11 protein-coding genes and 2 tRNA genes are annotated in these 12,561 nt (G+C 51.3%); all 13 read left to right on the top strand.

Annotated features, from left to right (window positions below; genetic code table 11):
- The first annotated feature begins 63 nt into the window (after window positions 1-63).
- The 13 genes from rlmE (at window position 64) to rpsO (ending at window position 12,469) form a co-directional block, all read left to right on the top strand.
- The gene (gene rlmE, locus CG67_RS15575; RefSeq protein ID WP_025903859.1) at window positions 64-693 is read left to right on the top strand and encodes a 23S rRNA (uridine(2552)-2'-O)-methyltransferase RlmE; all 630 of its coding nucleotides are present in this window, start codon (window positions 64-66) and stop codon (window positions 691-693) included.
- Between the two features lie 55 nt (window positions 694-748).
- On the top strand, window positions 749-2,692 hold the full coding sequence (ftsH, locus tag CG67_RS15580; RefSeq protein WP_025903860.1) for an ATP-dependent zinc metalloprotease FtsH: 1,944 nt from the start codon (window positions 749-751) through the stop codon (window positions 2,690-2,692).
- A gap of 80 nt (window positions 2,693-2,772) precedes the next feature.
- Window positions 2,773-3,606, top strand: a complete 834-nt coding sequence (folP, locus tag CG67_RS15585; RefSeq protein ID WP_025903861.1) for a dihydropteroate synthase — start codon at window positions 2,773-2,775, stop codon at window positions 3,604-3,606.
- Between the two features lie 4 nt (window positions 3,607-3,610).
- Complete coding sequence (gene glmM / locus CG67_RS15590; RefSeq protein WP_025903862.1) at window positions 3,611-4,945, top strand: phosphoglucosamine mutase; 1,335 nt, start codon at window positions 3,611-3,613, stop codon at window positions 4,943-4,945.
- Window positions 4,946-5,146: 201 nt separating this feature from the next.
- Window positions 5,147-5,482, top strand: a complete 336-nt coding sequence (gene secG / locus CG67_RS15595; protein ID WP_025903863.1) for a preprotein translocase subunit SecG — start codon at window positions 5,147-5,149, stop codon at window positions 5,480-5,482.
- 77 nt (window positions 5,483-5,559) lie between these two features.
- A tRNA-Leu gene (locus CG67_RS15600) sits at window positions 5,560-5,646 on the top strand.
- 56 nt (window positions 5,647-5,702) lie between these two features.
- A tRNA-Met gene (locus tag CG67_RS15605) sits at window positions 5,703-5,779 on the top strand.
- A 203-nt stretch (window positions 5,780-5,982) separates the two neighbouring features.
- Window positions 5,983-6,435, top strand: coding sequence for a ribosome maturation factor RimP (gene rimP / locus CG67_RS15610; RefSeq protein WP_025903864.1), 453 nt, complete (start codon window positions 5,983-5,985; stop codon window positions 6,433-6,435).
- A gap of 24 nt (window positions 6,436-6,459) precedes the next feature.
- Window positions 6,460-7,965 (top strand): transcription termination factor NusA, encoded by a 1,506-nt coding sequence (gene nusA, locus CG67_RS15615; protein WP_025903865.1) that lies wholly within the window; start codon window positions 6,460-6,462, stop codon window positions 7,963-7,965.
- 18 nt (window positions 7,966-7,983) lie between these two features.
- Window positions 7,984-10,680, top strand: coding sequence for a translation initiation factor IF-2 (gene infB, locus CG67_RS15620; RefSeq protein WP_025903866.1), 2,697 nt, complete (start codon window positions 7,984-7,986; stop codon window positions 10,678-10,680).
- A 68-nt stretch (window positions 10,681-10,748) separates the two neighbouring features.
- A complete protein-coding gene (gene rbfA, locus CG67_RS15625) occupies window positions 10,749-11,153 on the top strand; it encodes a 30S ribosome-binding factor RbfA (protein WP_025903867.1) in 405 nt (134 codons plus the stop codon).
- Window positions 11,153-12,094, top strand: a complete 942-nt coding sequence (gene truB / locus CG67_RS15630) for a tRNA pseudouridine(55) synthase TruB (protein ID WP_025903868.1) — start codon at window positions 11,153-11,155, stop codon at window positions 12,092-12,094. The genes rbfA and truB overlap by 1 nt, the downstream gene beginning before the upstream one ends.
- A gap of 105 nt (window positions 12,095-12,199) precedes the next feature.
- Entirely contained in the window at window positions 12,200-12,469 is a 270-nt protein-coding gene (gene rpsO / locus CG67_RS15635; RefSeq protein ID WP_025903869.1) for a 30S ribosomal protein S15, read from the top strand.
- The last annotated feature ends 92 nt before the right edge of the window (window positions 12,470-12,561 follow it).

Consider the following 12,561-nt stretch of genomic DNA (forward strand, 5'->3'; position numbering starts at 1 on the left):
CCAAATCAACGCGACATTTACGTGATGTTTTATCGCGAGGATGTGGAATTAGTTGGAAAAATTATGACCGGTAAGAAGCGTTCAGCCAGTTCAAGTCGCTGGCTACAGGAACACTTTAGCGATAAGTATGTGCAACAAGCACAAAAAAAAGGGTTGCGTTCGCGCGCCTGGTTTAAACTGGATGAAATTCAGCAGGGTGACAAATTATTTAAACCCGGCATGACTATTGTCGATCTGGGGGCAGCCCCCGGCGGTTGGTCCCAATATGCAGTACAGCAAATAGGATCGAAAGGACGCATTATTGCTTGCGACCTGCTACCGATGGACCCTATTGTAGGGGTAGACTTCCTTCAGGGGGATTTCCGTGATGAAGCTGTCCTTGCGGCATTGCTGGAACGGGTCGGTGATAATAAAGTTCAGGTCGTCATGTCTGATATGGCACCGAATATGAGTGGTACCCCGGCAGTGGATATTCCACGTTCGATGTATCTGGTAGAACTGGCGTTAGATATGTGTCGGGATATTCTGGCGCCGGGTGGTAGTTTTGTAGTGAAAGTGTTTCAGGGAGATGGCTTCGAGGAATACCTGCGGGAAATTCGCTCCCTGTTTACGAAAGTGAAAATTCGGAAGCCTGACGCTTCACGTTCACGTTCACGTGAAGTGTACATTGTAGCGACTGGGCGCAAACTATAGTACCCTACGCTGTCTGTTAACATCGTTGTAATATGAGGTTAATCCCTTGAGTGACATGGCGAAAAACCTGATTCTCTGGCTAGTCATCGCGGTCGTACTGATGTCGGTATTCCAGAGCTTTGGGCCCAGCGAGTCGAATGGCCGGCGGGTTGATTATTCAACTTTCCTGTCGGAAGTGAACCAGGATCAGGTCCGCGAGGCACGTATTAACGGGCGTGAAATTGACGTAATTAAAAAGGACAGTGGTAAATATACGACCTATATCCCTGTCAACGATCCCAAGTTGCTCGACAACCTGCTGACTAAAAATGTGAAAGTTGTCGGTGAGCCACCTGAAGAGCCAAGTCTGCTGACTTCAATCTTTATTTCGTGGTTCCCGATGCTGTTACTGATAGGCGTGTGGATCTTCTTTATGCGCCAGATGCAGGGCGGTGGCGGTAAAGGCGCTATGTCTTTCGGTAAAAGTAAAGCGCGTATGCTTACCGAAGACCAGATCAAAACGACGTTTGCTGATGTTGCCGGATGTGATGAGGCAAAAGAAGAAGTCAGTGAGTTGGTTGAATATCTGCGTGAACCCAGCCGTTTCCAGAAACTGGGCGGGAAAATTCCTAAAGGCGTACTGATGGTAGGTCCTCCGGGGACCGGTAAGACCCTGCTGGCAAAAGCGATTGCGGGTGAAGCCAAAGTACCTTTCTTTACTATTTCCGGGTCAGACTTCGTCGAAATGTTTGTGGGTGTGGGTGCGTCCCGTGTCCGTGATATGTTCGAGCAGGCGAAGAAAGCCGCACCTTGTATCATCTTTATCGATGAGATTGATGCTGTAGGCCGTCAGCGTGGTGCAGGTCTGGGTGGCGGACACGATGAACGTGAACAAACGCTGAACCAGATGCTGGTTGAGATGGATGGTTTTGAAGGTAACGAAGGTATTATCGTTATTGCCGCGACTAACCGTCCGGATGTTCTCGACCCTGCGTTACTGCGTCCGGGACGCTTTGACCGTCAGGTTGTCGTCGGTTTACCGGATGTCCGTGGCCGTGAGCAGATCCTGAAAGTTCATATGCGTCGTGTTCCTCTGGCAACAGATATCGATGCAGCAATCATTGCGCGCGGGACGCCTGGTTTCTCCGGGGCAGACCTGGCGAACCTGGTCAACGAAGCCGCACTGTTTGCCGCCCGTGGCAACAAACGTGTCGTCTCCATGGTTGAGTTTGAGAAAGCGAAAGACAAAATCATGATGGGAGCGGAACGTCGCTCAATGGTCATGACCGAAGCTCAGAAAGAGTCCACGGCATACCACGAAGCAGGCCATGCAATTATCGGTCGTCTGGTGCCGGAACACGACCCGGTACACAAAGTGACCATTATTCCGCGCGGACGCGCATTGGGTGTCACCTTCTTCCTGCCGGAAGGCGATGCTATCAGTGCCAGCCGTCAGAAACTCGAAAGTCAGATTTCGACCCTGTACGGTGGTCGTCTGGCTGAAGAGATTATCTATGGTGCTGAACGTGTTTCGACCGGTGCGTCTAACGATATTAAAGTGGCCACTAATCTGGCACGTAATATGGTAACGCAGTGGGGCTTCTCAGAAAAACTGGGGCCATTACTGTACGCAGAAGAAGACGGTGAAGTCTTCCTGGGCCGCTCAGTGGCTAAAGCGAAACATATGTCAGATGAGACAGCACGTATTATCGACCAGGAAGTGAAACATCTGATCGACAGCAACTATGATCGTGCCCGCACGCTTCTGAATGAAAACATGGACATCCTCCATGCCATGAAAGATGCGCTGATGAAGTACGAGACCATTGATGCTCCTCAGATTGATGATCTGATGGCCCGTCGTGATGTTCGTCCGCCAGCCGGTTGGGAAGAGCCGAAAAACAGCGGTTCTTCATCCGACGGTAACAGCGGTACGCCTGCACCTCAGCCTCCGCGTCCGGTTGATGAACCGCGCACTGAGGATCCAGGTAATACAATGTGTGAATCATTCGATAAATAAGATGATTTCGCGTTAAAATGAAACCCCGGCTTGTCCGGGGTTTTTTATTGCCGTTTTTTGCTGCAGGGAGAAGTTGCTCAATGAAGCTGTATGCCCGGGATTCCGAACTCGACCTCTCATTCCCCCATGTGATGGGAATACTCAATGTGACTCCGGACTCATTCTCAGACGGCGGAAGCCATGTCACCCTGTCTGACGCTATTACTCATACCAACGAAATGGTGATTGCCGGAGCCACTATCATCGATGTCGGCGGTGAGTCTACCCGGCCAGGCGCGGCAGAAGTCAGCGTTGAGCAGGAACTTGAGCGGGTGATCCCGGTCGTCACCGAAATTGCCCGTCGCTTTGAAGTCTGGATATCCGTGGATACGTCACGCCCGGAAGTGATCCGCGAAGCGGCCCGGGCGGGAGCGCATCTCATTAATGATGTGCGTGCCTTACAGGTGCCCGGGGCATTATCTGCGGCAGCAGAGACCGGGCTGCCGGTCTGTCTGATGCATATGCAGGGGCAACCGGAAACCATGCAAAACGCGCCAGGCTACACCGATGTGATTGCCGAGGTGGATCGTTTTTTTACGGAACATATTGCACGCTGTATTGAAGGCGGAATAAAAAAAGAGAATCTCCTGCTCGACCCGGGCTTTGGTTTCGGTAAAAATCTCGGGCATAACTATCAGCTACTGGCCAGTCTGCACCATTTCCATCATTTCGGTCTGCCCCTGCTGGTCGGAATGTCACGTAAATCGATGATTGGACAGTTGCTGAATGTCGGACCGAACCAGCGTCTGAGCGGGAGCCTGGCATGTGCGGTGATTGCTGCAATGCAGGGGGCACAAATCGTCCGTGTCCATGATGTTAAAGAAAGTGTTGAGGCGCTGCGGGTTGCGGAAGCCACATTAAGAGCGAAAGGATAACAGTATGAGTGAGCGCAAATATTTCGGCACCGATGGGATTCGCGGCAAGGTTGGTGAAGCGCCGATTACGCCAGACTTTGTACTCCGTTTAGGCTGGGCGGCCGGTAAGGTATTAGCTCGCCATGGTTCAAAGAAAATTATTATCGGTAAAGACACGCGGATTTCCGGCTATATGCTGGAATCTGCGCTGGAAGCGGGCCTTGCGGCTGCCGGACTGTCGGCGGCCTTTACCGGGCCAATGCCCACGCCGGCCATTGCCTACCTGACCCGTACCTTCCGCGCAGAAGCAGGTATTGTGATCTCAGCGTCCCATAATCCTTTCGATGATAACGGTATTAAGTTCTTTTCGACCGAAGGGACAAAACTGCCTGATGATGTCGAAACGGCTATCGAACAGGAAATGGAAAAAACGATCACTTGTGTGCCTTCCGCTGAACTGGGCAGAGCCAGTCGTATTGTGGATGCCGCAGGTCGTTACATTGAGTTCTGTAAGGGGACCTTCCCGAGTGAACTGAACCTGAATGGTCTGAAAATTGTGGTCGACTGTGCAAACGGGGCGACTTACCACATTGCTCCCAATGTATTGCTGGAACTGGGGGCGGAAGTCATTACCATTGCCGCACAGCCGGATGGGATGAATATTAATAAAGAGTGTGGTGCGACCGACCTGCGTTTATTGCAGCAGCGGGTACTGGCAGAAAAAGCCCATGCAGGGATCGCTTACGACGGTGACGGTGACCGTATTATGATGGTTGACCACGAGGGCAACCAGGTCGATGGTGACCAGATCCTTTATATTATCGCCCGCGAAAAACTGCGCCAGGGGAACCTGCGTGGCGGCGTCGTCGGCACGCTGATGAGTAATATCGGCCTGGAACTGGCCCTTAAGCAGTTAGGGATCCCGTTTGCCCGAGCGAAAGTGGGCGACCGCTATGTGCTGGAAAAACTGCAGGAAAAGGGCTGGCAGCTGGGTGCTGAAAACTCAGGCCATGTTATTTTGCTGGATAAAACCACCACCGGAGACGGTATTGTGGCCGGTCTGCAGGTATTAACGGCAATGGTGCGTAATCACATGAGTTTGCATGACTTATGCAGCGGCATGAAATTATTGCCTCAGGTACTGGTGAATGTGCGCTTTAGCGGGGATTCGGATCCGCTTACGGCAGCCTCCGTGAAAGCGGTGACTGAAGAGGTCGAAAAGGAGCTGGGCAGCCGGGGCCGTGTACTGCTGCGTAAATCAGGCACAGAACCTCTGATTCGTGTCATGGTGGAAGGCGAAGATCGTCAGCAGGTCACCTTGCTGGCTAACCGGATTGCTGATGCGGTGAAAGCGGTATAATTCATTCTGCAAAAAGCCACTGCCGATAAAATCACCAGAGTGGTGTTTTTATCGGCAATCGGAATCTGCGAAGAAAATTGCTCTTGCAGAGAATCACGCCATTGGTTAGTATTCAGACCCGCTTCTGATAGGTAAGTATTTATTTATCGGCGCAAGGTGAAGCTTTAACTGTACGGTGGCGTACAAGGAAACAGGTCAATTATGTACGAAGCTCTTTTAGTTGTTTTCCTTCTGGTAGCACTTGGCCTTATCGGCATGGTAATGCTGCAGCAAGGTAAAGGCGCTGATATGGGAGCATCTTTTGGTGCTGGTGCGTCAGGTACACTGTTTGGTTCGAATGGGTCTGGTAACTTTATGACTCGTACAACCGGCATTCTGGCTGCGCTGTTCTTTATATTGAGTCTGCTCCTTGGCAACATGAACACCAACAAAAGCGCCAGAGGAAGTGAGTGGGAAAATCTGAGTGCCCCTGCGAAGTCTGAACAGACCCAGCAACCGGCTAAACCGGCAGCACCAGGTAGCGACATCCCGCAGTAAGTAGTAAAGCAGTAAACAAAGTAATATCAGCAGTACCCTTACTTTCGACGACTGGTTTCTCCGGCGTCTTAAGCAGTACCGAGGTGGTGGAATTGGTAGACACGCTACCTTGAGGTGGTAGTGCCCAATTGGGCTTACGGGTTCAAGTCCCGTCCTCGGTACCAATTCAGTTTAACTTGCAATTATTGCATGTTCGGCGTAATATTCGCCACGTTTCGGACGCGGGGTGGAGCAGCCTGGTAGCTCGTCGGGCTCATAACCCGAAGGTCGTCGGTTCAAATCCGGCCCCCGCAACCACTTTCCCTTAGAGTTGTTTTTCAAAAGACCAGCAGGTATCCTTTCTCACCTGATTTTGAAAAAAACTCTTTTGGTATGTGCTTTTTCGCATGGCGAAAAACACAGGGTCCAGTGATAAAAAGCCCCGAATATTCGGGGTTTTTTGTTATCAGGTAATCGTAATTTTGGGCTTCAGGCCCTTTTTTTATGTCTTGGGGGTGGGCTTGTCCACATTAGAACAAAAATTAACAGAATTAATCACTGCTCCGGTAGAAGCGCTCGGCTACGAACTGGTTGGTATTGAGTTCGTCCGCGGTCGTACCTCGACTCTGCGTATCTACATTGATAGTGAGGATGGCATCAATGTTGATGATTGTGCTGATGTCAGCCGCCAGGTAAGCGCTGTTATGGATGTCGAAGACCCGGTGACAGTCGCTTATAACCTTGAAGTTTCCTCACCAGGTCTTGAAAGACCACTGTTCACTGCCGCACACTACCAGCGTTTCATCGGCGATGAAGTCAGCCTGGTATTGCGTATCGCGGTGCAGAACCGCCGTAAATGGCAAGGTATCATTAAAGCCGTAGAAGGTGAAATGGTGACCGTGACCGTCGAGGGTAATGATGAAGTATTCGCGCTGAGCAATATTCAGAAAGCGAATCTGGTCCCCCATTTTTAAACGTCCGGATTGAGGCTAACCAGGATGAACAAAGAAATCTTAGCTGTTGTAGAAGCCGTTTCTAACGAGAAATCTCTGCCGCGCGAAAAAATTTTTGAAGCGCTGGAAAGTGCGCTTGCAACAGCCACAAAGAAAAAATACGAACAGGAAATTGATGTTCGTGTTTGTATTGATCGTAAAAGTGGTGACTTTGATACCTTCCGTCGTTGGCTTGTCGTTGAAGAAGTGACGCTGCCTACCCGTGAAATCACACTGGAAGCGGCGAAATTCGAAGACGAAAACCTCAATCCAGGCGATTTTGTTGAAGATCAAATCGAGTCAGTCACTTTTGACCGTATCACCACCCAGACCGCGAAACAGGTTATTGTTCAGAAAGTACGTGAAGCTGAACGTGCGATGGTCGTTGACCAGTTCCGTGAGCAGGAAGGTGAAATCATCACCGGTGTGGTGAAAAAAGTTAACCGTGACAATATCTCACTGGAAGTCCGCCCGACCGATGGTTCTATTACCAGCGCGGAAGCGGTGATTATCCGTGAAGATATGCTGCCACGTGAAAACTTCCGTCCGGGTGACCGTATTCGCGGTATTCTCTATGCCGTCCGTCCGGAAGCCCGCGGAGCGCAACTGTTCGTCAGCCGCTCTAAACCTGAAATGCTGAAAGAACTGTTCCGCATTGAGGTGCCGGAAATCGGCGAAGAAGTGATCGAAATTAAAGGCGCGGCCCGTGACCCGGGATCCCGTGCGAAAATCGCAGTAAAAACGAATGACAAACGTATCGATCCGGTGGGTGCCTGTGTAGGTATGCGCGGAGCTCGTGTGCAGGCCGTTTCCAGTGAACTGGGCGGTGAGCGTATCGATATCGTGCTGTGGGATGATAATCCGGCACAGTTTGTTATCAATGCCATGGCCCCTGCTGATGTCGCATCCATTGTTGTGGACGAAGATAATCACACCATGGATATCGCTGTTGAAGCCGGTAATCTGGCTCAGGCGATCGGCCGTAATGGCCAAAACGTACGTTTAGCTTCACAGCTGAGTGGCTGGGAACTGAACGTGATGACAGTTGATGACCTGCAGGCTAAGCATCAGGCAGAAGCTCATGCAGCCATCGATATGTTCACAAAACACCTCGATATCGACGAGGAATTTGCCACTGCACTGGTAGAAGAAGGGTTCTCTACTCTGGAAGAACTGGCCTATGTGCCGGTCGATGAGCTGCTGGAAATCGATGGGCTCGATGAAGAGATGGTAGAGGCTCTGCGTGAACGAGCTAAAAATGCGTTGACCACCCTGGCGTTAGCGAAAGAAGAGAGTTTAGGCAACCAGAAACCTGCGGATGACTTACTGGCACTGCAGGATATGGATAAAGACCTGGCCTATCGTCTGGCAGCTAAAGGCGTCTGCACTCTGGAAGATTTGGCTGAACAGGGTATCGACGACCTCGCAGATATTGAAGGGCTTTCCTCAGAGAAAGCCGGTGAGCTTATTATGGCTGCACGTAATATCTGCTGGTTTGGCGGCGACGCATAACAAACAGGAAGGAACAGCATGACTGATGTAACTGTAAAATCGTTAGCTGCAGAAATACAGACCCCTGTCGATCGTCTTGTACAGCAACTGGCTGATGCAGGGATTTCCAAGTCTGAAAATGACTCTGTGACAGAGCAGGAAAAACAACAGCTCCTGTCGCATCTGAATCGGGAGCATGGTACTGCCGATTCAGGTAAACTGACTCTGCAACGCAAAACGCGTAGCACCTTGAATATTCCGGGCACCGGCGGTAAAAGTAAATCGGTGCAAATTGAAGTCCGCAAAAAGCGTACCTATGTGAAAGATGATGCCGAGGCAGAACGCCAGGCAGAAGCAGAAGCGCAGGCACAGCGTGAAGCGGAAGAGGCGGCACGCCGTGAGGCTGAAGAAGCAGCCAAACGCGAGGCCGAAGAAAAAGCGAAACGTGAAGCTGAAGAAAAAGCGAAGCGTGAAGCCGAAGAAAAAGCTAAGCGTGAAGCTGCGGAAAAGACAAAAGTGACAAATCAACAAAACAACGATATGACCAAGGCAGCGCTGTCAGATAAAGCTCGCCGCGAAGCGGAAGCCGCTGAACTCAAGCGTAAGACCGAAGAAGAAGCCCGCCGTAAACTGGAAGAAGACGCGAAACGTATCGCGGAAGAAGCCCGTCGCCTGGCTGAAGAGAAAGGTGAAGAGTGGCAGAAGCCAGTTGAAACTGAAGATTCTTCTGACTACCACGTCACCACCTCGACGCATGCCCGTCAGGCAGAAGACGAGAACGACCGTCAGGTTGAAGGTGGCCGTGGCCGTACCCGTACTGCAACGAAGAGCCCGCGTGCCAAAAAAGGCAACAAGCACTCTGAAGCGAAAACTGACCGTGAAGAAGCCCGTGCCGCTATCCGTGGTGGTAAAGGTGGTAAGCATCGTAAAGGCAGCGCACTGCAGCAGGGCTTTAACAAGCCGGCACAGGTCGTTAACCGCGATGTTGTTATCGGCGAAACGGTAACTGTTGCTGAACTGGCGAACAAAATGGCCGTTAAAGGCTCTCAGGTCATCAAAGTGATGATGAAACTGGGTGCGATGGCCACCATTAACCAGGTGATTGATCAGGAAACTGCGCAGCTGGTTGCTGAAGAGATGGGTCATAAAGTTATCCTGCGTCGTGAGAACGAGCTGGAAGAAGCCGTAATGAGCGACCGTGATCTGGGGGGTAACACCGAAGCAGAATCACGTGCGCCGGTAGTGACCATCATGGGTCACGTTGACCACGGTAAAACCTCTCTGCTGGATTACATTCGCTCTGCGAAAATTGCCTCCGGTGAAGCGGGTGGTATTACCCAGCATATCGGTGCTTACCACGTTGAGACCGGTAACGGAATGATCACCTTCCTGGATACCCCGGGCCACGCCGCGTTTACCGCAATGCGTGCTCGTGGTGCTCAGGCGACCGATATCGTTATCCTGGTGGTGGCTGCAGACGATGGTGTGATGCCTCAGACTATCGAAGCTATCCAGCACGCCAAAGCGGCTAACGTACCTGTCGTGGTTGCGGTGAACAAGATTGATAAGCCGGAAGCCGATGCGGACCGTGTTAAGAACGAACTGACTCAGTACGGGATCATTCCGGAAGAGTGGGGCGGCGAAAACATGTTCGTCAATGTATCTGCGAAAGCCGGTACCGGTGTTGACGATCTGTTGCAGGCTATCCTGCTGCAGGCGGAAGTTCTGGAACTGAACGCAGTACGTAGTGGCATGGCAAGCGGTGTTGTTATTGAATCCTTCCTGGACAAAGGACGTGGCCCTGTGGCGACCATCCTGGTGCGTGAAGGGACTCTGAACAAAGGCGATATCGTCCTGTGTGGCTTTGAATATGGTCGTGTTCGTGCCATGCGTAACGAACTGGGCCAGGAAGTCCTGGAAGCCGGTCCGTCTATCCCTGTGGAAATCCTGGGTCTGTCAGGTGTTCCTGCCGCCGGTGATGAAGCGACAGTGGTTCGTGACGAGAAGAAAGCCCGTGAAGTTGCACTGTATCGTCAGGGTAAATTCCGTGAAGTTAAACTGGCTCGTCAGCAGAAATCTAAACTGGAAAACATGTTTGCGAACATGAGCGAAGGTGATGTTTCTGAACTGAACATCGTTCTGAAAGCGGACGTACAGGGTTCTGTGGAAGCTATCTCTGACTCTTTACTGAAACTGTCTACCGACGAAGTGAAAGTGAAGATTGTTGGTTCCGGTGTCGGTGGTATCACTGAGACGGATGCTACGCTGGCCGCAGCCTCTAACGCTATCGTACTGGGCTTCAACGTCCGTGCCGATGCGTCAGCGCGTCGTGTTATCGATACTGAAAGCCTGGATCTGCGTTACTACTCCGTCATCTATCACCTGATTGACGAAGTTAAAGCAGCGATGAGCGGTATGCTGGCACCTGAATACAAACAGCAGATTATCGGCCTGGCCGAAGTCCGTGATGTCTTCAAGTCACCGAAATTTGGTGCGATTGCTGGTTGTATGGTGACCGAAGGTATCGTGAAACGTCACAACCCAATCCGTGTTCTGCGTGACAACGTGGTTATCTACGAAGGTGAGCTGGAATCTCTGCGCCGCTTCAAAGATGACGTTAACGAAGTCCGTAACGGTATGGAATGTGGTATCGGTGTGAAGAACTATAATGATGTTCGCGCCGGCGATGCTATCGAAGTGTTTGAAATCATCGAGATCAAACGGACCATCGATTAATCGTTATCGGATTACGACGATTTGGGAGGCCGCTGGCCTCCCGAATTATTTGAGAGGAGCAAAATATTATGGCAAAAGAATTCGGTCGTTCTCAGCGTGTGGCTCAGGAACTGCAAAAAGAAATTGCCCTGATCATTCAGCGTGAAATCAAAGATCCACGTCTTGGAATGATGGTCACCGTCTCCAGTGTTGAAGTCTCCCGGGATCTGGCCTACGCCAAAGTCTTCGTGACCTTCCTGAATGACAAAGACGAAGACGCAGTAAAAACCGGTGTCAAAGCCCTGCAGGATGCTTCCGGGTTTATTCGTACTCTGCTGGGGAAAGCGATGCGTCTGCGTATCGTGCCTGAACTGACATTCTTCTATGATAATTCCCTGGTTGAGGGGATGCGGATGTCTAACCTGGTCTCAAGCGTGGTCAAAAACGACAACGAACGTCGTGGTCATACTGCAGAAGAGAACAAGGAGGACTGATGGGCCGTCCCCGTCGCCGTGGTCGTGATATACACGGGGTACTGTTGCTGGATAAGCCCACCGGTATTTCCTCAAATGACCTGCTGCAGAAAGTAAAACGTATTTATAACGCCAATCGTGCCGGGCACACCGGTGCGCTTGACCCTTTGGCGACGGGGATGTTACCCATCTGTCTGGGGGAAGCGACCAAGTTTTCCCGTTATCTGCTGGACTCTGATAAGCGTTACCGTGTTATTGCCCGATTGGGGCAACGGACAGATACGTCTGATGCCGATGGTAACGTCGTTGAAGAGCGTCCTGTGACCTTTTCTGCAGACGAACTTGCTCAGGCGCTGGAAAGCTTTCGCGGGGATACGCAGCAAGTCCCTTCGATGTTCTCTGCACTGAAGCATCAGGGACGCCCGCTGTACGAGTATGCCCGCCAGGGGATCACTGTCGAGCGCGAGCCGCGGCCGATCACGGTATACGAGTTACAGTTTATCCGTCATGAAGGTGATGAACTGGAGCTGGAAATCCATTGTTCGAAAGGGACATACATCCGGACCATTATCGATGATCTGGGTGAAAAGCTGGGCTGCGGAGCGCATGTCATTATGCTGCGTCGCGTACAGGTCGCCCGTTATCCGATGGATAATATGGTGACTCTGGAACAGTTACAGGCACTGGCCACCCCGGATGAGCAAGGGCAGGTGAATACCGCGCCGCTGGATGCGTTACTGATGCCTATGGATAGCCCGGCCGCGGATTATCCGTTAGTGAATCTGCCTGAATCGGTCAGTTACTGGTTTAAACTGGGACAGCCGGTACAGATAGCCGGAGCGCCTTCTGACGGGCTGGTGCGTGTCAGTGAAGGTGAGGCTAAAAAATTCATCGGCATGGCAGAAATTGATGATCAGGGCCGTGTTGCGCCGCGCCGACTGGTCGTTGAAAATTTCGACTGAGTTATTTGCACTCATCTCTGGCGCAGAGTAGAATGGCGCGGCTTTAAAGTGGGAAGCTGAATTAGAGATCGGCGACCTGAAATCAAACATATACTGGAGTTTATTATGTCTCTAAGCGTAGAAGCTAAAGCAGAGATCGTTGCTAAATACGGTCGTGGTACTAATGACAGCGGTTCAACTGAAGTTCAGGTTGCTCTGCTGACTGCTCAGATCAATCACCTGCAGGGTCACTTCTCTGAGCACAAAAAAGATCACCACAGCCGTCGCGGTCTGCTGCGCATGGTTTCCCAGCGTCGTAAGCTGCTGGACTACCTGAAGCGTAAAGATGTTGCACGTTACACCAGCCTGATCGAAAGCCTGGGTCTGCGTCGCTAAGTCTGACGAATTTTTTCCAGGGCCAGAATTGTGCCTCGGTATCATTCTGTTTCCGGCGAAAAAATTTGAGCGAGTTTCGCGAAAAGGGGGCC

The organism is Tatumella sp. UCD-D_suzukii (genome assembly GCF_000611875.2).
Lineage (GTDB): Bacteria > Pseudomonadota > Gammaproteobacteria > Enterobacterales > Enterobacteriaceae > Tatumella > Tatumella ptyseos.

Coding starts and splice junctions, on each gene's coding strand:
- rlmE (WP_025903859.1), top strand. CDS start 64: ATGACCGGTAAGAAGCGTTCAGCCAGTTCAAGTCGCTGGCTACAGGAA.
- ftsH (WP_025903860.1), top strand. CDS start 749: ATGGCGAAAAACCTGATTCTCTGGCTAGTCATCGCGGTCGTACTGATG.
- folP (WP_025903861.1), top strand. CDS start 2,773: ATGAAGCTGTATGCCCGGGATTCCGAACTCGACCTCTCATTCCCCCAT.
- glmM (WP_025903862.1), top strand. CDS start 3,611: ATGAGTGAGCGCAAATATTTCGGCACCGATGGGATTCGCGGCAAGGTT.
- secG (WP_025903863.1), top strand. CDS start 5,147: ATGTACGAAGCTCTTTTAGTTGTTTTCCTTCTGGTAGCACTTGGCCTT.
- nusA (WP_025903865.1), top strand. CDS start 6,460: ATGAACAAAGAAATCTTAGCTGTTGTAGAAGCCGTTTCTAACGAGAAA.
- infB (WP_025903866.1), top strand. CDS start 7,984: ATGACTGATGTAACTGTAAAATCGTTAGCTGCAGAAATACAGACCCCT.
- rbfA (WP_025903867.1), top strand. CDS start 10,749: ATGGCAAAAGAATTCGGTCGTTCTCAGCGTGTGGCTCAGGAACTGCAA.
- truB (WP_025903868.1), top strand. CDS start 11,153: ATGGGCCGTCCCCGTCGCCGTGGTCGTGATATACACGGGGTACTGTTG.
- rpsO (WP_025903869.1), top strand. CDS start 12,200: ATGTCTCTAAGCGTAGAAGCTAAAGCAGAGATCGTTGCTAAATACGGT.